Annotated in this window: 20 protein-coding genes; 18 read left to right on the top strand and 2 right to left on the bottom strand. The window is 60.4% G+C overall.

The window, feature by feature from the left end:
* The first annotated feature begins 106 nt into the window (after positions 1-106).
* From H559_RS0111935 to H559_RS0111895, 9 genes are read left to right on the top strand one after another with little or no spacing between them, the layout of a single operon-like run.
* Positions 107-895 (top strand): major capsid protein P2, encoded by a 789-nt coding sequence (locus H559_RS0111935; protein ID WP_034641071.1) that lies wholly within the window; start codon positions 107-109, stop codon positions 893-895.
* 12 nt (positions 896-907) lie between these two features.
* Entirely contained in the window at positions 908-1,183 is a 276-nt protein-coding gene (locus tag H559_RS0111930; RefSeq protein ID WP_028452900.1) for a hypothetical protein, read from the top strand.
* A 3-nt stretch (positions 1,184-1,186) separates the two neighbouring features.
* Positions 1,187-1,561, top strand: coding sequence for a hypothetical protein (locus H559_RS22680; RefSeq protein WP_034641067.1), 375 nt, complete (start codon positions 1,187-1,189; stop codon positions 1,559-1,561).
* On the top strand, positions 1,558-1,950 hold the full coding sequence (locus H559_RS0111920) for a hypothetical protein (RefSeq protein ID WP_155845392.1): 393 nt from the start codon (positions 1,558-1,560) through the stop codon (positions 1,948-1,950). The genes H559_RS22680 and H559_RS0111920 overlap by 4 nt, the downstream gene beginning before the upstream one ends.
* Positions 1,940-2,494: a hypothetical protein gene (locus H559_RS0111915; protein WP_028452898.1), complete on the top strand. Its 555-nt coding sequence runs from the start codon at positions 1,940-1,942 to the stop codon at positions 2,492-2,494. Before H559_RS0111920 ends, H559_RS0111915 begins: the two co-directional genes overlap by 11 nt.
* Positions 2,491-3,066 (top strand): hypothetical protein, encoded by a 576-nt coding sequence (locus H559_RS0111910; protein ID WP_155845391.1) that lies wholly within the window; start codon positions 2,491-2,493, stop codon positions 3,064-3,066. Before H559_RS0111915 ends, H559_RS0111910 begins: the two co-directional genes overlap by 4 nt.
* On the top strand, positions 3,066-3,410 hold the full coding sequence (locus tag H559_RS0111905; protein ID WP_028452896.1) for a hypothetical protein: 345 nt from the start codon (positions 3,066-3,068) through the stop codon (positions 3,408-3,410). The genes H559_RS0111910 and H559_RS0111905 overlap by 1 nt, the downstream gene beginning before the upstream one ends.
* Positions 3,407-3,595 (top strand): hypothetical protein, encoded by a 189-nt coding sequence (locus tag H559_RS0111900; protein WP_028452895.1) that lies wholly within the window; start codon positions 3,407-3,409, stop codon positions 3,593-3,595. Before H559_RS0111905 ends, H559_RS0111900 begins: the two co-directional genes overlap by 4 nt.
* Positions 3,595-4,551, top strand: coding sequence for a glycoside hydrolase family protein (locus tag H559_RS0111895; RefSeq protein WP_028452894.1), 957 nt, complete (start codon positions 3,595-3,597; stop codon positions 4,549-4,551). Before H559_RS0111900 ends, H559_RS0111895 begins: the two co-directional genes overlap by 1 nt.
* Here the strand turns inward: H559_RS0111895 and H559_RS0111890 are convergent.
* Complete coding sequence (locus H559_RS0111890) at positions 4,544-4,882, bottom strand: hypothetical protein (RefSeq protein WP_155845390.1); 339 nt, start codon at positions 4,880-4,882, stop codon at positions 4,544-4,546. The genes H559_RS0111895 and H559_RS0111890 overlap by 8 nt on opposite strands.
* Before the next feature lie 51 nt (positions 4,883-4,933).
* On the opposite strand from H559_RS0111890, the gene H559_RS0111885 reads away from it, so the two are divergent.
* The 4 genes from H559_RS0111885 (at position 4,934) to H559_RS0111865 (ending at position 7,180) form a co-directional block, all read left to right on the top strand.
* A complete protein-coding gene (locus tag H559_RS0111885; protein WP_155845389.1) occupies positions 4,934-5,476 on the top strand; it encodes a hypothetical protein in 543 nt (180 codons plus the stop codon).
* Positions 5,477-5,498: 22 nt separating this feature from the next.
* On the top strand, positions 5,499-5,690 hold the full coding sequence (locus H559_RS0111880; RefSeq protein ID WP_028452891.1) for a hypothetical protein: 192 nt from the start codon (positions 5,499-5,501) through the stop codon (positions 5,688-5,690).
* 165 nt (positions 5,691-5,855) lie between these two features.
* A complete protein-coding gene (locus H559_RS0111870) occupies positions 5,856-6,041 on the top strand; it encodes a hypothetical protein (protein ID WP_028452890.1) in 186 nt (61 codons plus the stop codon).
* Between the two features lie 161 nt (positions 6,042-6,202).
* Positions 6,203-7,180, top strand: a complete 978-nt coding sequence (locus H559_RS0111865) for an IS30 family transposase (protein ID WP_028452889.1) — start codon at positions 6,203-6,205, stop codon at positions 7,178-7,180.
* A 513-nt stretch (positions 7,181-7,693) separates the two neighbouring features.
* Here the strand turns inward: H559_RS0111865 and metH are convergent.
* Positions 7,694-11,413 carry a methionine synthase gene (gene metH / locus H559_RS0111860; RefSeq protein WP_028452888.1) on the bottom strand — a complete coding sequence of 1,240 codons (3,720 nt, stop codon included), beginning with the start codon at positions 11,411-11,413 and terminating at the stop codon, positions 7,694-7,696.
* A 301-nt stretch (positions 11,414-11,714) separates the two neighbouring features.
* Between metH and H559_RS20160 the strand changes: the two genes are divergently transcribed.
* The 5 genes from H559_RS20160 (at position 11,715) to H559_RS0111835 (ending at position 18,864) form a co-directional block, all read left to right on the top strand.
* Positions 11,715-12,182, top strand: a complete 468-nt coding sequence (locus H559_RS20160) for a hypothetical protein (protein ID WP_034641059.1) — start codon at positions 11,715-11,717, stop codon at positions 12,180-12,182.
* Positions 12,183-12,415: 233 nt separating this feature from the next.
* A complete protein-coding gene (locus H559_RS20155; protein ID WP_211230937.1) occupies positions 12,416-14,908 on the top strand; it encodes a DUF3141 domain-containing protein in 2,493 nt (830 codons plus the stop codon).
* A gap of 15 nt (positions 14,909-14,923) precedes the next feature.
* The gene (fabI, locus tag H559_RS0111845) at positions 14,924-15,691 is read left to right on the top strand and encodes an enoyl-ACP reductase FabI (RefSeq protein WP_028452887.1); all 768 of its coding nucleotides are present in this window, start codon (positions 14,924-14,926) and stop codon (positions 15,689-15,691) included.
* Positions 15,692-16,102: 411 nt separating this feature from the next.
* The gene (locus H559_RS20150; RefSeq protein ID WP_051279382.1) at positions 16,103-17,716 is read left to right on the top strand and encodes a methyl-accepting chemotaxis protein; all 1,614 of its coding nucleotides are present in this window, start codon (positions 16,103-16,105) and stop codon (positions 17,714-17,716) included.
* A 173-nt stretch (positions 17,717-17,889) separates the two neighbouring features.
* The gene (locus H559_RS0111835; protein ID WP_028452886.1) at positions 17,890-18,864 is read left to right on the top strand and encodes a quinone oxidoreductase family protein; all 975 of its coding nucleotides are present in this window, start codon (positions 17,890-17,892) and stop codon (positions 18,862-18,864) included.
* Positions 18,865-18,872 lie beyond the last annotated feature (8 nt).

The raw sequence follows: 18,872 nt of genomic DNA, 5'->3' as shown, positions 1-18,872 counted from the left end.
TGAAGCAACACGCTATTTTCGCGCTCAAGGTCGCCATTGTGCTGGCCATCGTGTATCGCGTTCCGAAGGTTCGCACCGTCGTTCTCGGCGCATAAAGGGGGCGGCTATGTCGCAAGGAAAGAAACTGCTGCCGTTCTTCAACGTCGGTGCGAACAGCACCGCAACGCTGGAACTGCCGCGCGGTGACACATACGAACGCATCACGCTGCAGCTCGGCGGCACCGCGTTCACCAAGTCGCACATCACGTCAATTCGACTCCGCATCAATTCCAAGGTGGTGCATGAATGCTCGGGTGCTGACCTCGACAAGATGAACAACTACACCGGCATGGCGTCCGACGCTACTCTGCTGGTGCTCGACTTCTCCGAGCTGTATGCCCGCGATCAAGCCGGCCAGCTCATTGGCGCAATCGGCACCATCAAGGGTGTGGCCTCGGTCATGCTGGAAGTGGACATTGGCGGCGCAACAGCACCGACACTGCAAGCCTACGCCCAGGTATCGGCTCCGAAGGAAATCGGCGTAATCAACAAGCTGCTCAAGTATCCGGTCAACATCGGCGGTGCCGGCAAATGGCCGATCAGCTTGCCGTATGGTCAAAACGGCACTGCCTACAAGCGCGTGTACGTCATGAGCAACAACATGACTGCGCTGGAAGTGAAAGTGAACGGCGTCACCATTCACGAATCCGTGAAGGCGATCAACGAGCATTGGCAGAAAGAAAACAAGAAGGTGCCGCAAGCCGGCATGTACGTGTATGACCTGATCTGCGACAACAACCTGTCCGACATGCTCAACACCGCTGCAGCCAACACCTTCGAGTTCCTGCCGACCTTCAGCGCCGCTGAAAACATCGTCGTGTACGTCGAGGCAGTCGATTTGCTGCAGAACCTGTAAAGGGGGTGCGCAATGTCTGATCCGATCGTAGTGAGCAACAACAGTGACACGGCCAATTTCTTCAACAGCCTGAAAGACATCCTGTCGGTCGGGGTGTCAGGCTATGACCTGTACCTGAAGAAGAAATATCCGCAAGTCGCTGTAGGCGATGACGGCAAGCTCTACATTCCGGGCCAGCAAACCACCGACACGACCACGGCACCGACGCCGGGTGGCGGCAACATGATGCTGCCGCTGCTGATGGTCGGCGGTGTGGTGCTGCTCGTCGTCGTGCTGTTGAAGGACTGAGCCATGCCGATTGATAAGGCGCTTGATCTTGGCAACGTGTTCGGCCAGCTGATTAGCGGGCTGGGCGCGGGGCTGTCTGGCGGCCCGTCATCGGCGTTTCAGGACGTCATGCAGAACCCTATTGTCGGGGGCGGGCAGAACGTCATTTTCGGAAACGGCAACATCACTGACAGCACGGCAACGGGCGACAAAGGCGGCTCGGCATTTCCGGGGGGAAATGGCGGCGGCGGTGGCGGTGGTGGCGGCGGTGGCTTGGGCGGCGGCGGTCAAGGGGGCGGTGGTGGCGGCGGCACGGTCGGCGGCATGTCGGCAAATATGCTGATGGTCGGCGGTGTGGTGCTGGCGCTCATTATCGCGGCGAAAAAATGGAAGGGGTGAGCATTCACCGGGTCGCGTGGGCCGCCGTGCATGACGATGAAATTAAGTCGGCCATGCATGGCGACCCGCTCGCCAGCCTGGACGAATTCAGGCATTGGGTCGAGTCACGCGCCGCAGTCCTGTTTGACTTCCACGCGGCAGGCCGGCGCATTGGCTGCGCACTCGTCAGCGCCGAACAGAGTAACGGGCATAACCAAGCCGTGATTATTGCCGGCTGCAGCCGGGCCACACTGCCGGAACTGCGCGGAGCAATGCGACTGCTGATTGAACAGCTCAAGGGGTTTGACAGCATCCGCACACACGTCAGCAGGCCGGGGCTTGTGCGCCTGTGGGGCGGGCTGGGGTTCCAGCAAACAGAAGTCGTCATGAGGCGAGAACATGGGCAGTAAATCGAGCAATTCCACAACACAGAACATCACGACAAACGACCGGCAAATTGCCGTCGATAACGGACTCGGTATTGCTGGCGACGGCAACATACTGACCATCACCACGAACAACACCAGTACCGATCATGGCGCAATCGAAGAGGCAGCGAAAATCACGCTGCAGAGCATTGACGCCAATTCAACGGCACTGAAAGACGTACTGACAGCGAATGCGCTGTCGCAAAAGCAAGCCTATGACTTCAGCCTGAAGGTGAACGACTCCGCCTTTGCTGCCATTGGCGAAGCGCATAGCGTAACAGGCAAGATCAGCAGCGAAGCCATGAAGGCAGTGGAAAACGCAAACAAGACCGCGCTCACGGAAACCGAAAAAGCCTGGTCAAAAGCAGACGAAACAAACCGGCTCGCGGTGCAAAGCATCAACAGCGCATGGAACAACGCCAAGGCGGCGGCAGACGGCAAAACGCTGGGCGACCTGAAGCCGATCATGTTTGCAGTAATCGGCGTGTTCGGCCTGTTCGTCATCAGTAAAGGGGGCTGGCGGTGAGAACTTATCAGGCATCCATTCTGGCAGGCGCAGCAGCGACCTATGCCATGCAGGGCCGCTACTTCCGGCTGCTGGACGTGTCCGGCGCGGTTGACGTGCGGATTTTTCAGGGTGGCCGGATTGTCGAGGAGGCCGTGCAGGTCGAAACCGGGTTCTACACCATCCCTGAAGGCGGTTTTGACCGGGTTGAGCTGGTCAGCGCATCAACGCAGAACGTCAAGTTCGCCGTCACCAACGGCAGCGGCGGTTATGACCGGGCAGTGGGCAGCATCAGCATTGCCGGCGCCATCAAGCTATCGACAGACCAGAGCATCGGCCACTTCCCGGAAGCGACAATCAACACCGGGGCCGCCCAGCAGATCGCCGCAGGCGACGCAGGCCGGCGCGGGCTGCGCATCTACAACGCGGGCGGCACCACGCTCTACATCGGCGGTGCAGGCGTCACGGCGGCCAACGCGGTAATGCAAATCGGCCCGGGTGGCTATATCGATGAAACCCAAGTTCCGACGTGCGCATGGTACGCAACCAGCGACGTGGCAGGCGGCAAATGCCGCGTCATGGAGGTGCGCTAATGGGCTTCATCAGTCAGGGCCGGCTGCAGAGCCGCAAGGCCATGAGCCAGCTCATTACCGCATCGGGCGTCTGGAATGCACCAGCTACCCTGATTCGCGGTAGCGCCGTGGTCACGCTCTGCGGTGGCGGCTCGGCATATGCAGCGATGGGCGTGCGCATCAAGCGCCGCATGGATTTACTGCCGGGGCAGGCCTATCCGGCTGCAATCGGCGCAGTAAACGGTAATACCGTTTTCAATGGCATCAGTGCCGGCAATGACACCGTAGGCGACTTGACGTTTGAGGGCTACGGCAAGTCGAACGTCGGCGGTGCACTCTTAATCGAATGGGACGAATTTCTATGAACATTTTTGCAATGCTGAAGGGCAACAAGGTAGACAACCTGATCGTTGCCGACGCGGCCACGGCCAGCCTGTTTGTTGACGTCTGGAAGCTGTGGGACGGCGCAGTGCTGGCAGACGGCAAAGCCAATGCCGTCATTGGTGCCACGTACAACAACGTCACAAAAGCATTCACGGCACCGCAGTAATGACCAGCGCTGCTGACCCGCTCGGGCTGTATGACTGGTTCAAGCCAGATGACAAAAGCCCGTCCAGTTATGACGCCGGCAGCGGTACGAAGGTAGCGCCGATCGGCATTTACGAATGGTTCACCGAAGCAATGAACAAATCCATTGTCGCGCCGGACGGCCTCTATCCGTGGCTGGATGAACGCACGCAACAGGTAAAGCAGGACTGGTCGAACTGGTCAACCGTCGTGGCGATGCCGACGGAAATCATGCAGCGCTTTTACCAGTGGTTTGTGGAAATCGCAAAAACGGCATGGGAAGAATTCAAGCGCATTGCCGGCTTATTGACAGGGGCAGCCGGGGGGCTGGTTGGAGGTGGGGCGGTGGAAAATATGACTTCGAGCGAAAGCTTTATTCTGATGAAGAAAATGGGGGAAAGCTTCCAGCCTCGTGCCTATGATCGCCCGGAAGGCGGCGGGAAGGTGATTGGTTACGGCCATAACATCGTGCTGCCTAAGGACGCGAAGTATCTGAATGCTGTGCTGTCTGAAGCACAGGCTGATGCGTTGCTGCGTGAGGATGTGCGGGTAAGGGAGGCCGACATTAAGAAGCGAATCCGCGTTCCTCTGAGTCAAGCCAGGTTCGATTGCTGTGTCGCGGCCTTCTATGGGATGGGTTCTGACGCTCAAAGCGATTTTGTGAAGGCGGTCAATTCTGGTTCAGACGCTGAGGTGTTGCGAGTGTTGGCCTACTACGTTGGATGGGATCCGAAGAGCCTGGACGAACAGGGAAAAAAGCTGCCGTTTATGGGGCTGATTCTCTGGCATTCGGTGGTAATGGCGGTCTGGATGGGGCTGGCAGATTGGCCGAAGGGTTACACAGAAAAGGAAATTGCGGGCCGGAAATATCTGTATCTGTGGAAGCAGAACCAGACCCGCAATCAGTATCCGAAGAGCTGGGGAAAGTACGTCAGCTAAAGAGCTTTTTCCCTGACTTGCTTTCGATGGCAAAGCAGGCCCGATCGTAGATGTCGAATATCTCTTCAATGCTGGTCATTGATGGGGTTTCGCCTCCAAATACTTCGGAGCGGGCATCGGAGAAGGCCTGATCTACGAATGCTTTACTGACACCGTGTTTTTTTGCCTGCTTCACTACATGGCCGTAGTAGTCGAATTTGGCACGGCCTCCGGGTTCAAAAAGGCCTTTCTCGTTGAGCATGCCGGGGCAGGAAGAAAGAACAGGCTCTTCGAGTCCTGATGAAAAAGCAGGGGCCGAAAGCAGGGCAAGGACAAGGAAAAGGGTTTTCATGATTGCACCGTTTTGTATGTTTGAGCGAAGTATAGGGCCGGGGAGGCTGAATTGACGATGAACGCGGGGCGCATTGTGTCAGGCATCACACGCGCCAATCCGATCATGCTGGCCGCTGTGGCCGGCGCTGGCTGGGTGGCGTGGGTGTGGCTCACGAAGAAAAGCGGCGAATCACTCGGCAAGGCACTGGTCACGCAAACCGGCGAGGCCGCGATTGAGGTCGTGAAGGCGACGGGCGGCGTGGTGTACGAAGGTGCCGAAATGTGGCTGCAGGACATCAAGACCGCAGCCGGCCAGCAGAACCGCAAAGCCTTCCTGCTCGACGTGCAGGCACTGGCCGGCGTGGTGCCGCAGTCGCCTATCGAGGAAAACATCATCCTGTCCTACATGCCGGCCGCAATGATGGCGCTCGACGGCTTCCCGATTCTGGAAGCCTACCCGGCAATCAAGGCGGTGATGGCGGGGCGCGCGGTGCACGAATACCGGCAGGCTGTTGGCATTGAGCCGAAGCCGCCAACAAAAACGCCGACCTACCGGGAGCCGGAAACCGGCATCGGTGGCACAGGTGATTACGGGCCGTGGTGGCTCAAATAACAGACTCGGGGAGGGTCAACACATGAAACGCACTATGCAACACCTTCTGGCACGCTTGCGCGAGCCGTCCACATGGGCCGGCATTGCCGTTGTCGCCACCGCCTTCAATGTCAACCCTGATCATGCCAGCGCCGTCGTGCAGTTGGGGCCGGTGCTGGCGGGTCTGGCCGCGTGCTTTCTTCCGGAAGCCACCGGCACGGCGGCGCAGGAATAAGCCATGCGACTGCGACCGGTCATGATTGCGGTGGCTACCAGCGTGGCGGCAATGCTGGTCTATGACTGGCTGAAGAACCACGTTTTCAAGTAGCAGAAAGACAAAAGCCCCGGACGGCGGGAACCGTTCGAGGCTTTCTAAACAACATCTTAGGACGGTAAGACATTGCGTAAAAAGAAGTATATCAGCGAACGGCTGAAGTTTGAAATGACGAAAGAGGAAATCAGGGTGGATACACCATTTACTGAGCGAATCGGGGATGCGGTTGCTTTTGCAATCAGGGCTGCCGGGGTTGCGCTGGTCATGGCCGCAACGCCGGCAATCGTCATGGCGCTGCGAGGGATGGCTTGATGCAGCAACACCGCTGATTCTCGGACTGGCGAAATAATGCACACCGCTCACAAAGCCCAGCTAATGCTGGGCTTTGTGCGTTGCGTCAATTGATCGCAGACACTGCCAGAAGTTGACAGCACAATTACGATGATTGCCGAAGTTACAACAAGGCAAACATCATGCGCGGTTACAGACAGATTTCAATCAGCGAACGCCACCAGATTGCCGCCCTACTCTCGGTCGGGGTCACGGATTATGCCGATATTGCCGCCAAGCTGGGTCGCGCCGTGTCCACCATCAAGAGCGAACTGCAGCGCAACACCCTGCCCGGTCAGCCTTATGATGCCGCCACGGCACAGCAGCTGGCCAGCGAGCGCAAGGCCAATAACGCCAAGCGCCTGGACGAAACGGTGTGGGCGAAAGTGGAAACGCTCATGGCAGAGGATTGGAGTCCCGAGCAGATCGCCGGCAGCAAGGCATGCCGCGTCAGCCACATGAGCATTTACCGCTGGGTTGCTGCAGACAAACGCAAAGGCGGCAAGCGCTACCGCATGCTGCGCCACGGCAGGCCATACCGGCAGCGCCACACCAAGGAAACGCGCGGAAAGATACCGAATCGCCGGGACATTACAGAGCGTCCGCAGATCGTAGAAACCCGCGAGCGCGTCGGGGATTGGGAGCTTGATCTGGTCATTGGCGCGCAGCATCAAGGCGCACTGATCAGCCTGAATGAGCGCAAAACCGGGTTGGCCCTGCAGAAGTGGGTGCCGGGGAAGCATGCTGACGCGGTAGCTGATGGCGTCCTCGCCCTGCTGCTGCCGCTGCAGTCGCATGTCAAAACCATCACATCGGACAACGGCATGGAATTTGCCGAGCATGAGCGCGTAGCCCAGCGGCTGGGGGTGGATTTCTACTTTGCCAAGCCTCACGCGCCATGGCAGCGCGGCAGCAATGAAAATACGAATGGGCTGATTCGGCAGTATTTCCCGAAAGGGGAATCAATGAAAACGGTTGAAGAGTGGCGGATATACAACATGCGCAAACAGCTAAATACAAGGCCGCGTAAAAGATTGGGCTACAAAACCCCACTACAGGTATTTGCAGAGTTGACAGGAATGGAATACGATCAGGCCGCGAAGTTGATAAGAATCACGTAATCCGGGGTGCCAGCTGCTTCGTTTGTTAATCCGCCCTATTAAAAGTAGGCCAACCAGGTGACCATACAAAAACAACCATAGAAGACGTTCTAAACCCCGAGAAATTCTTTAATTCGGTAAAGAAAATATCCGGAACATTATTCGATTTCGATAATGACTATGAATTAAACACATCAGCCGAGTACTCACTCATCAACCACAACAATTTCGCAATAAAGGCAAAGTCGCTAAATGGATTCCAACGCCAAGCGGAGATGCGCGACTTCGTCAACAAGAACAAGTATAAATTAAGTGCAAGCTACACAAACGACACGATTCCTAGCTCTGCATTATGGGTCAAACACTTTGTCGAAATATTCAAATAAAGCACACAAACCCTAATTTATATCAAGCAAAAATTGATCTAAAACCACTTATTAAATCACCAACACAACGTGACTCACAATAAAAAACCCCGCGTCCGCGGGGCTTTTTGTTCAGGGTATTGCTCTACAGCCTAATCAATCCAAACCATCACGCCACATACCCCAGATTCGGCGCCAGATCGCGTTCGGCCTGGGCCACGCTCACGCCACGGCGGGCGGCGTAGTCTTCCACCTGATCTTTGGTGATCTTCCCCACGCCAAAATAGCGCGCCTGCGGGTGGGCGAGGTAGAAGCCGCTCACCGCTGCGGTGGGCAGCATGGCGTAGCCCTCGGTCAGCGTCATGCCGATGTTGGGCGCGTTCAGCAGCTTGAACAGCGCCACTTTCGATGTGTGATCCGGGCAGGCCGGGTAGCCGGGTGCGGGGCGGATGCCGGTGTATTTTTCGTCAACCAGCTCGTCGTTGCTCAGGTTTTCGCCGGCGGCGTAGCCCCACAGCTCGGTGCGCACCTTCCAGTGCATGTGCTCGGCAAATGCCTCGGCGAAACGGTCGGCCAGGGACTTGAGCAGGATCGCGCTGTAGTCGTCGTTGGCGTCTTCAAAGCGCTTCACGTGCTCATCAATCCCAATACCTGCGGTGACGGCGAACGCGCCGATGTAGTCGGTGACGCCTGATTCTTTCGGTGCGATGTAGTCGGCCAGGCACAGGTTGGGCTTGATGTCCCCTGACTTCGCCTTGGGCAATTGCTGGCGCAGGTTGTGCCACAGCATGGCAACTTCGCCCGTGGATGGGTCGCGCAGCTCGATGTCGTCGTCATTCACGCTGTTGGCCGGGAAGAAGCCGATCACGCCGGCGGCAGACAGCCACTTTTCCTCGACGATTTTCTTCAGCATTTTCTGCGCGTCGTCGAACAGGTGGCGGGCGGCTTCGCCGACCACTTCGTCCTGCAGAATCGCCGGGTAGCGGCCGTACAGCTCCCAGCTCTGGAAGAAGGGTGTCCAGTCGATAAACGGAACCAGCTCGGCCAGATCATACTGGGTATATTCCCGTACACCAGTAAATGAGGGGGCTACCGGCTTATACCCTTGCCAATCCGGCGCGAACTTGTTGGCGCGGGCTTCCGCCAGATCGATCAGCTTGGTGCGGTCCTTGGCCTCGAAAATCTCGCGGGCCTTCTGGTATTCGGCCTTCACTTCCGCCACGAACGGTGCTTTCAGGTCATCGCTGAGCAGGTTCGAGCACACGCCGACCGCACGGCTGGCGTCGGGCACGTAGATCACCTGGCTGTTCTGGTAATGCGGCTCGATCTTCACCGCAGTGTGGACTTTCGACGTGGTCGCGCCGCCGATCAGCAGCGGAATATCAAAGCCCAGGCGCTGCATTTCCTTGGCGACGTGCGCCATTTCTTCGAGCGACGGGGTAATCAGGCCGCTCAAACCGATGATGTCGGCGCCGACTTCCTTCGCCTTGTCCAGAATGGTCTGGCACGGCACCATCACGCCCAGGTCGAACACCTGATAGTTGTTGCAGCGCAGCACCACGCCGACGATGTTCTTGCCGATGTCGTGCACGTCGCCCTTGACGGTGGCCATGATGATCTTGCCCTTGGCCGGCGCGTCGGCCAGGCCCATGGCGATCTTTTCGGCCTCGATGAAGGGCTCCAGATGCGCCACGGCGGCCTTCATCACGCGGGCGGATTTCACCACCTGCGGCAGGAACATCTTGCCCGAGCCGAACAGATCGCCCACCACGTTCATGCCGTTCATGAGGTGGCCCTCGATCACGTGGATCGGGCGCTCGACACTCTGGCGCGCTTCTTCGGTGTCCTCGACGATGAAGGTGGTGATGCCCTTCACCAGCGAATGGGTGATGCGCTCCTGCAGCGGCAGCGTACGCCAGCTGAGGTCTTCGCCGGATTTCTGCGCGGCATCGCCCCGGAAGGATTCGGCCAGCGCGATCAGCGCGTCGGTATCCGCCATCGGGTCGGCACCGTCCATGAGGACCACGCGTTCAATCGCGTTGCGCAATTCGCCCGGCACTTCGTCGTAGTTTTCCAGCGCGCCGGCGTTGACGATGCCCATCGTCATGCCCTGCTTGATGGCGTGATACAGGAACACGGCGTGGATGGCTTCGCGCACCTTGTTGTTGCCGCGGAAACTGAACGATACGTTCGACACGCCGCCGGAGACCTTGGCGTGCGGCAGGTTGCGGCGGATCCAGCCGGTGGCTTCGATGAAGTCCAGCCCGTAGCGCGCGTGCTCCTCGATGCCGGTGGCCACGGCAAAAATGTTCGGGTCAAAAATGATGTCGGCCGGATCAAAGCCGACTTCGTCGACCAGGATGCGGTAGCTCTTTTCGCAGATTTCCACCTTGCGGGCGTAGGTGTCGGCCTGGCCGACTTCGTCGAACGCCATCACGATCACCGCCGCGCCATACATCTTCAGCAGCCGCGCATGGTGCTTGAAGGCCTCGACACCTTCCTTCATGGAAATCGAGTTGACGATGCACTTGCCCTGCACGCACTTCAGGCCGGCCTCGATGACATCCCATTTGGACGAGTCGATCATGATCGGCACGCGCGAAATGTCCGGCTCGGCAGCGATCAGGTTCAGGAAGGTGGTCATGGCTTTCTGGGCGTCCAGCATGCCCTCGTCCATGTTGATGTCGATCACCTGCGCGCCGTTTTCCACCTGCTGGCGGGCGACTTCCAGCGCGGCCGGGTAATCGCCGTTCAGGATCAGGCGGGCAAAGGCCTTGGAGCCGGTGACGTTGGTGCGCTCGCCGACGTTCACGAACAGGTCGTTGTCGCCGATGTTGAAGGGCTCCAGGCCCGAGAGGCGGCACTTGGCCTCGATCTCGGGCAGCGGACGCGGCGGCAGGTCTTTCACGGCCTGATAGATCGCGGCAATGTGCGCCGGCGTGGTGCCGCAGCAGCCACCGATGATGTTCACCAGCCCCGATTCGGCCCATTCGCGCACCTGCGGCGCCATGTCTTCCGGCAGCAGGTCGTAGCCAGTGGGCGCCAGCGGGTTGGGCAGGCCGGCGTTGGCGTGGACAGATACAAAGGTGTCGCTGATGCGGCTCATTTCCTCGACATAGGGGCGCAGCAGATCGGGGCCTAGCGCACAGTTCAGGCCAAAGGAAATCGCATCGGCATGATGCAGCGAGTTGTAGAAGGCCTCGGTGGTCTGGCCGGTGAGCGTGCGGCCGGACTGGTCGGTAATCGTGCCGGAAATCATGATCGGCAGGGCTTCGATGTCCGGGCGGTCGGCAAAGTATTTCTTGATGGCGAACACGGCCGCCTTGGCGTTCAGCGTGTCGAAGATGGTTTCCACCATCAGGATGTCGGCGCCGCCCTTGACCAAGCCGTCGATGGATTCCAGATAGGCCGTCACCAGCTCGTCAAAGGTGACATTGCGGTAGCCGGGGTCGTTCACGTCCGGGCTGATGGAAGCGGTGCGGCTGGTGGGGCCGAGAATGCCGGCGCAGAAGCGCGGCTTGTCCGGGTTCCTGGCGGTTTCCGCCACGCACAGCTCTTTCACCAGGCGGGCGCTAGCGTGATTCAGCTCCCACACCAGCCCTTCCATCTCGTAATCGGCCATCGCCATCGCGGTGGCGTTGAAGCTGTTGGTTTCGATGATGTCGGCGCCGGCATCCAGATATTGCTGGTGGATTTCCGCGATGATCTGCGGCTGGGTCAGCACCAGCAGATCGTTGTTGCCCTTGAGGTCGACGTGCCAGTCGGCAAAGCGCTCGCCCCGATATTGTTCTTCGGAAAGCTTGTACTGCTGGATCATGGTGCCCATGCCGCCATCGAGCATCAGGATGCGTTGTTTCAGCAGGCTTTTGAGGTGTTCGGTGCGGGTCATGGGTTTATCCGGATTGGCAAACTGCAAAACCGTGAATCTTACCATGAAGCGCCAGTACCTCACGCCGCACCGATGCGAGGAATGCCGCGCCTGCCAGCACCGCAATACATTGCCATGTACTTTGCCATAGCCTTTCAAACACAACGGCTACAACCATATACCCTGAAAGCCCTGCAGAAATCGATGCCAGTGGCAACTCGCTGCCCCGCCCCGCACGGCCTGCCACCGGTCATAATGCCAATGAAATCAATCAGCTAGGGGCATACAATCAGTACATGAATGGCTCCCGAGGAGACCCGCCATGGAAATCAGGTCAAGCAGCATGAGCTACACCACGCCGCCGAGCAGCATCAGCGCGACCAAACCCGCTACCCCGCCGAATGGCGAGCTGGCCAGCCAGATCAGGGATCAGCGCGAGGCGCTGCGCAGCAATGCGAAGAACATGGCCGAAACGGTGTACATCTCGCAGCAGGCGCAGCAGATGCTCAACACCTATACCAGCAGCTACCAGGCTGCCACCGGTCAGGATTCCTCGACCAGCGGCGGCAGCGCTACCGGCAGCATCAGCGCCAGCGACATGATCGAAGCCACGCAGAAACTGCAGACGCGCCAGACCCGCATGGCGGTGGCCGAGTATGCGCAGCAGCAGGCACAGGCCACACCGCCGGCATCGCAAGCCCCTGCGCCGCAGCCGCTGGAGGCCACGCCAGCCGGCAGCCAGGCAGACAGCGCCAGTTCGGAAAGCCGCCGCATCAGCCTCACGGCCTGATGCGAAGGCCGCCGGCTCTCGTGGCCGGTCAACCACACCTCACCCACCGGGCCTCGCGCCCGGTATTTTTTTGCCTTGCATATTGCTTGCAAATTGCCGGCGGCTCGGACATTCTTCCTTTATATTGCAGTGCAATAATTCATCGCCCCAAGGCCCCTGCCTGCCGCAGACCAGCTGCGACATTCATTGAAATATCAGTCACTTGATCGAAGCAATCAAAAAGGATGGTGTTTATGTGGATCAATCAATCGCAACTGGAGCAGGCCATCCAGATGCAGGGCAAGGTTGCCCGCCTCTTTCAGCAACGCCTCGGCGCCGCCAGCGAAAAAGCGCTGGACTCCCTCCCGCCACTCTCTGCCACCACGTTGCCAGATCCCAAATCCTGGTGGGAAAGCGGCGCGGACTATCTGCGCGATAGCGCCGAGCGGCAGGTCCTGTTCTGGGATGTGCTGCGCCAGCGCGGAGACCAGTTCCTGAAGCACGAGGCGGCCGGCAAGCCGCCGGTGCTGCATTTCGATTATGAAATCGTGGTCGACGCGCGCAATTTCATGCGTCCGGTGAACTATGCGCTGGCCCGCATCATTCCGCCCGAGGGCGAGGCCGCAGTCGATCCGGCGCGGCGCCCCTACGTAATCATCGATCCGCGTGCCGGCCACGGTCCGGGCATCGGCGGCTTCAAGCAGGATTCGGAAATCGGCATGGCGCTGCAGGATGCGCATCCGGTGTACGCGGTGATTTTCTTCCCGCGCCCCGAGCCGGGCCAGACCCTGGCGGACGTGACGCTGGCCGAGCAGGAATTCCTGCGCTGGATCATCCGCCAGCACCCGGACGCGCCCAAGCCGGTACTGGTGGGCAACTGTCAGGGCGGCTGGGCGGCGATGCTGGCGGCAGCTGGCGCACCCGAGTTGGTCGGTGCCATCGTCGTCAACGGCGCGCCGGTGTCCTACTGGGCCGGCAACGACAATAACCCGATGCGCTATTCGGGCGGCATTCTGGGCGGTGCATGGCCGGCGCTGCTGGCGTCCGATCTCGGCAATGGTGTCTTCGACGGCGCGCATCTGGTCAGCAATTTCGAGAACCTCGACCTCGGCAACACGCTGGTCGACAAGAGTTACCACCTGTATGACAAGGTTGATACCGAGCCGCCGCGCTTCCTGGAATTCGAGCGCTGGTGGGGCGGCAACTACCTGATGAACGAGGAAGAAATCCGCTGGATTGTCGAAAACCTCTTCATCGGCAACAACCTCGTCGAGGGCACGGCGCACGGCAGCAGCGGCGCATACGACCTGAAAGCCATCCATGCGCCCATCGTCGTGTTCGCCTCGCTGGGCGACAACATCACCCCGCCGCAGCAGGCCTTCAACTGGATTCTCGATCTTTACCCGACCACCGATGCGCTGAAAAATGCCGGCCAGGTCGTCGTCGGCCTCGTGCACCAGAGCATCGGCCACCTCGGCATTTTCGTGTCCGCCGGCGTGGCGACCAAGGAACACGCCAAGATCGTCGAACTGATGCACGTGATCGAAACGCTGCCGCCAGGCCTCTACGCGATGAAAATCGTCAAGGACGAATCGGCCGATGGCGGCTGGCGTGCCGAGCTGACCGAGCGCCGCGTGGAAGAACTCAACAAGGTGCAGGAATACAAACGGCAGGACGAGATTCCGTTTGCCGCCGTCGAGGCGGTTTCCGAATTCACCACACGCGGCTATCAGCTTTTCGGCCGCCCGCTGGTGCGCGCGCTGACGAACGAGCCCATGGCGGCCGCCAGCCGGGCTCTGCATCCGGTGCGCCTGCAGCGCTGGAGCTGGTCCAGCCTCAACCCGGCCGCCACGGCCATCGGGATGGCCGCCGACCTGCTGCGCGACAAGCGCAAGCCGACTTCAGACGACAACCCGTGGCGCGCCTGGGAACGCCAGCTGGCAAAACAGATGTCGGCCACGCTCGACCTCATCGGCAATCTGCGCGACATGAGCATGGAGGCGCTGTTCTTCCAGACCTACGGCTGGCTCGCCATCCAGGGCATCGGCGAGGAAAACCGCCTCGACCGCCAGCAGCCGGTGGACCACAACCATGTTGACGATGCCACGCTGGCCGCGCGGCTTGGCGAAGGCGGCGTTGCCGCCGGCCTGATCCGGCTTGGCCTTTTGCTGACCCGCGAAGGCGACACGATCCCGCTGGCGCGTCGCCAGTTCACCATCGACTGGCTGCAGCAGCAACCGCAGCTGCAGGCGCTGACGGACGACGCACTGCGTGGCCTGATCCGCGAGCAGAGCCTGCTGGTATGGCGCCTGCACGATGCGGCGCGTGCCAGCCTGCCGGCGCTGTTTGCCAATCCGGCCGATCTGGATGCGGCCTTCCAGACCTACGCCCGCCTGGCCGAGCTGGTGCCGGGTGAATACGAGCAGCTGTCGAGCCGCCTGCAGGCCTTGCGCAGCAACTTGCAGCCTGCTGCGACTGCCAGCACTCCGCTTGCGTCAGCGCAGGCTCCGGCGCAGGATGATGCGCTAAAGTCCTCCCCAGCCACCAGCAAGCCGGCGCAGAAGGCAGGCCGCGGGACGGCTGCCCCCGCAGCCAAACCGGCGGCGGCAAAACCGGCTTCCAGCAAGGCTGCTGCGCCCGGGGCTGCCACGGCCAGCGCCAGCCCGGCCGCTGCCGCAGATACGAAGAAAGCACCGGCGCGTACCCGCAAGAGCACGCCCAAAACCACACCCGATTCCGGCAAGTAACAGGAGCAGCATCGCATGGAACAAGCATTGAAAGGCAAGGTCGCCCTGATTCTGGGGATGGCCAACGAAAATTCGATTGCCTATGGCATCGCCAAAGCACTGAAAGCACAGGGTGCCGAACTGGCGATCACTTACCAGACCGACCGCACGCGCGACTTCATCGCCCCGCTGATCGACGAACTGCAGCCCGGCGTACTGGTGAAATGCAATGTGCAGGAAGCCGGCAGCCTCGAAGCCGTGTTTGCCGACATCGAAGCCAAATGGGGCAAGCTCGACATCGGCGTGCACTCGATCGCCTTTGCGCCGAAGGATGACCTGCACGGCCGGGTGGTCGATACCAGCGCGGAAGGCTTCATGATGGCCATGGACGTGTCGTGTCATTCCTTCATCCGCATGGCGCGCCTGGCCGAGCCGCTGATGAAGGATGGCGGCACGCTGCTGACAATGAGCTATTACGGTTCGGAAAAAGTGGTGCCGAATTATGGCGTGATGGGCCCGGTGAAGGCCGCGCTGGAAGCCAGTGTGCGCTATCTGGCCAACGAACTCGGCCCGCACCGGATTCGCGTGCATGCCGTATCGCCCGGCCCGGTGATGACGCGCGCCGCCAGCGGCATTCCGGCCTTCGACAGTCTGCTGGAGCAATCAGCCGCCCAGGCACCGATGCGCGAGCTGATCGACATCGACGACGTGGGCGCGGCAGCTGCCTTCCTGTGCAGTGATGGCGCCAAACGCCTGACCGGCACGACCTTCTATGTCGACAGCGGCATGCACACACTGGCGTAAATACATTCCTGATTATGTCTCTCTTTCAGAAACCCTTTTTTCGTCATGCCCGCGAAGGCGGGCATCCAGAGCAAAGCTTGATTTCACAACCTTCATCTGGATTCCCGCGTACGCGGGAATGACGATTCTGAAGCAGAGACATAGCCGGAAATACATTAGATTGTATTGCCCTGCAGCCATTGCAAATAAATGGCCGCAGGGCAATACCCATATAGACAGTAAAGCCCGAGCAGCAGACGATCTTCCTGCACACGGAACCATCCGCTCCCTCACCCATTCCCGCCTCCGCATCTTTCCACCTGAGCTGTCAGACCAACCAGCGTGAACTTGCTCCGCTACGGTATTCAGGCCAACACGCCGTAAGTTTGCTACAACACAGACTGCTGCCCCTTTAACGCGGAGAACTGCACCATGCGCATCGTCCATAAACTGCTCGCCCTCGTTGCCCTGGCGGCCCTGTCCATTGCCCTGCTGACTGCGGTGAATTACAGCAAATTCATGACCGTACAAGTCGAGGCCACCGACATCACCGACAATGTGCTGCCCTCGGTCGCCGTACTCGCCAATGCCGAACTCGAATTTGCCAACATCCGGCGCTATGTGCTGCTGCACCTGATCGAGCCGGATCTGAACAAGAAGCAGCAGATCGAAGAACAATTCAAGACTTCGGTGAAAAACCTGAATGATGGCCTGAAATCCTATGAACCGCTGGTCGTCGACGACACTGACCGCAAGAATCTGGAGGCCGCACGCAGCGAGCTGGCGCTCTATCTGCCGATGGCGCAGGAAATCCTGGATCTGTCGTCACAGAACATGCTCGACAGCGCGCGCGAACTCGTCAACGGCAAGGGTGCCGCACAGGCGGACAAGGTGTTTGTCGCGCTGGACACCGCCGTGAAATACAACAACACCCTGACCGAGACATCGAAAAAACACATCGCCTCGGCCATTACTTCTGCCATCAGCCTGTCAATCGGGTTGGGGCTTGTGCTGCTGCTGGCCATCTGTGCGATCGGCTGGCTGATCGCGCGCAGCATCACCAGCCCGCTGGCCGGCATGCAGAAATTCGTGACCGAGCTCAGCCAGGATTACAACTTCACGCGCCGGGTCGAGGTCAGGAACCGCGATGAAATCGGCGAATCGCTGCTGGCACTCAATGCGCTGCTGGATTCGCTGCAGCAAAGCATCAGGCAGCTCAACCAGGTCGGCGTGCAGGTCAGCGGCTCGGTGGGCAACCTCTCCACTACCAGCAAGGAAATGTCGCAGTCCGCACACGGCGTCAGCAGCGCGGCCTCGAGCATGGCGGCCGGCATCGAAGAAGTCACTGTGAGCATCAGCCACGTGGCTGATCGCGCGCAGGAATGCGACCACACCGCGCGCGAGGCCGGCCGGCTGGCGGCCAGCGGCGGCGCGGTGATCGAAAGCACGATCAACAACATCAACCAGATTGCCGAGCAGGTGCGGCAATCTGCCAGCCAGATCGAGTCGCTGAAGGAACGCACGGCCAATATCAATTCGGTGGTGAACGTGATCAAGGAAATTGCCGATCAGACCAATCTGCTGGCACTCAACGCTGCCATCGAAGCCGCCCGCGCCGGTGAACTCGGCCGCGGCTTTGCCGTGGTGGCCGACGAAGTGCGCAAGCTCGCCGAGCGCACCGGCTCGTCCACGCAGGAAATCATTTCCACCGTATCCGCCATCCAGAACGAGGCCAACAGCACGGTACACACGATGCAGCAAACCGTGCGGCAGGTCGATGAAGGCGTTGCGCGTGCGCAGGAGGCCAGCGCCGCCATCCGCGAAATCCGCCAGAGCACCGACACGGTGGTTGACCAGGTCAGCGAGATTTCCGGCGCGATGCGCGAGCAGAGCTCGGCGAGCTCGGCCATGGCCCAGCAGGTCGAACGCGTGGCGCAGATGTCGGAAGAAAGCAGCGCGGCGGCAGCCAGCACGGCCGACGAAGGCAGCCGGCTGCAGCGCCTCGGGCAGGAGCTGGATCAGGCCATTGCCCGCTACAAGGTCTGAACCGCACGCCGGACAGCGCAAGGCAGGAATTGATCAAGGTAAAGCGTCCCGCCCGGAGGCGGGAAATTTGGCAGTCAGTCGGTTAAACTGGGGCGGAATACTCGAGAATCCGATCTCAAACTCCAGCCGTCCAAGACATGAACAAGTCCGGCCCGAACCGGACAGGGGACATCATGCAAACACAGGCAATCCGCATTCACGCCCACGGTGGCCCGGAAGTGATGCAGCTCGAAACCATCGAGCTGCCCGCACTGCAGCCCGGCGAAGTACTGCTGCGGCATCTGGCCATCGGGGTCAATTTCATTGATACCTACCACCGCAGCGGCCTGTATCCGCTGGCGCTGCCGGCGGGCCTGGGGCTGGAAGCCTGCGGCGAGGTTGAAGCCATCGGCCCGGGCGTGCGCGAGTTCCGCCCCGGCGACCGCGTGGCCTACGCTGGTGGCGCAACCGGTGCCTACGCCGGGAAACGCATCATGCCGGCCGACCGGCTGGTGCCCGTCCCCATCGGCATTGCCGACGAACTGGCCGCGGCAACACTCTTGCGCGGCATGACGGCGCAATACCTGCTCAAGCGCACCTTTGCGGTACAGCGCGGGCAGACCATCCTCTTTCATGCGGCAGCCGGCGGTGTCGGCCAGATTGCCTGCCAGTGGGCGCGCGCGCTGGGCGCGCACGTCATCGGTACCGTCGGCTCGGACGACAAGATGCCTCTGGCCCGCCTGTACTGCGATCATGTGATCAATTACCGCGAAGAGGACTGGGTGGCCGCTGTGCGCGAGATCACCGGCGGGCGGGGCGTCCCGGTCGTGTATGACGGCGTCGGCGCGGATACCTTTGCCGGCTCGCTCGACTGCCTCGCGCCGCGCGGCATGCTGGTGAGCTTCGGCAATGCCTCGGGCGCCGTACCGGCGTTCAACCCCGGTCTGCTGGCGCAAAAGGGCTCGCTCTTCTTCACCCGCCCGACACTCGGCCATTACACGGCCACCCGGCAGGAGCTGGTCGATACTGCCGCCGACTATTTCCACATCCTCGAACACGGGCAGGTGCGCGCAACGGTCCAGCAGCATTTTGCGCTGGCCGACGCGCCGGAGGCTCACCGGGCGCTGGAATCGCGCAGCACCACGGCCTCGACCGTGCTGCTGCCATGAGGGCGGCC

Origin of the sequence: Chitinilyticum aquatile DSM 21506 (assembly GCF_000430805.1) — a bacterium.
Classification (GTDB): Bacteria; Pseudomonadota; Gammaproteobacteria; order Burkholderiales; family Chitinibacteraceae; genus Chitinilyticum; species Chitinilyticum aquatile.
This window is presented reverse-complemented; position numbering and strand designations above follow the sequence as displayed.

Bases quoted from the DNA above. Each gene is read 5' to 3' on its own strand.
- fabI (WP_028452887.1), top strand. From the start codon at position 14,924: ATGGAACAAGCATTGAAAGGCAAGGTCGCCCTGATTCTGGGGATGGCC.
- H559_RS0111915 (WP_028452898.1), top strand. From the start codon at position 1,940: ATGGGCAGTAAATCGAGCAATTCCACAACACAGAACATCACGACAAAC.
- H559_RS0111835 (WP_028452886.1), top strand. From the start codon at position 17,890: ATGCAAACACAGGCAATCCGCATTCACGCCCACGGTGGCCCGGAAGTG.
- metH (WP_028452888.1), bottom strand. From the start codon at position 11,413: ATGACCCGCACCGAACACCTCAAAAGCCTGCTGAAACAACGCATCCTG.
- H559_RS0111895 (WP_028452894.1), top strand. From the start codon at position 3,595: ATGACCAGCGCTGCTGACCCGCTCGGGCTGTATGACTGGTTCAAGCCA.
- H559_RS20150 (WP_051279382.1), top strand. From the start codon at position 16,103: ATGCGCATCGTCCATAAACTGCTCGCCCTCGTTGCCCTGGCGGCCCTG.
- H559_RS0111905 (WP_028452896.1), top strand. From the start codon at position 3,066: ATGGGCTTCATCAGTCAGGGCCGGCTGCAGAGCCGCAAGGCCATGAGC.
- H559_RS0111890 (WP_155845390.1), bottom strand. From the start codon at position 4,882: ATGAAAACCCTTTTCCTTGTCCTTGCCCTGCTTTCGGCCCCTGCTTTT.
- H559_RS0111935 (WP_034641071.1), top strand. From the start codon at position 107: ATGTCGCAAGGAAAGAAACTGCTGCCGTTCTTCAACGTCGGTGCGAAC.
- H559_RS20155 (WP_211230937.1), top strand. From the start codon at position 12,416: ATGTGGATCAATCAATCGCAACTGGAGCAGGCCATCCAGATGCAGGGC.
- H559_RS0111880 (WP_028452891.1), top strand. From the start codon at position 5,499: ATGAAACGCACTATGCAACACCTTCTGGCACGCTTGCGCGAGCCGTCC.
- H559_RS0111930 (WP_028452900.1), top strand. From the start codon at position 908: ATGTCTGATCCGATCGTAGTGAGCAACAACAGTGACACGGCCAATTTC.
- H559_RS0111865 (WP_028452889.1), top strand. From the start codon at position 6,203: ATGCGCGGTTACAGACAGATTTCAATCAGCGAACGCCACCAGATTGCC.
- H559_RS22680 (WP_034641067.1), top strand. From the start codon at position 1,187: ATGCCGATTGATAAGGCGCTTGATCTTGGCAACGTGTTCGGCCAGCTG.
- H559_RS20160 (WP_034641059.1), top strand. From the start codon at position 11,715: ATGGAAATCAGGTCAAGCAGCATGAGCTACACCACGCCGCCGAGCAGC.
- H559_RS0111900 (WP_028452895.1), top strand. From the start codon at position 3,407: ATGAACATTTTTGCAATGCTGAAGGGCAACAAGGTAGACAACCTGATC.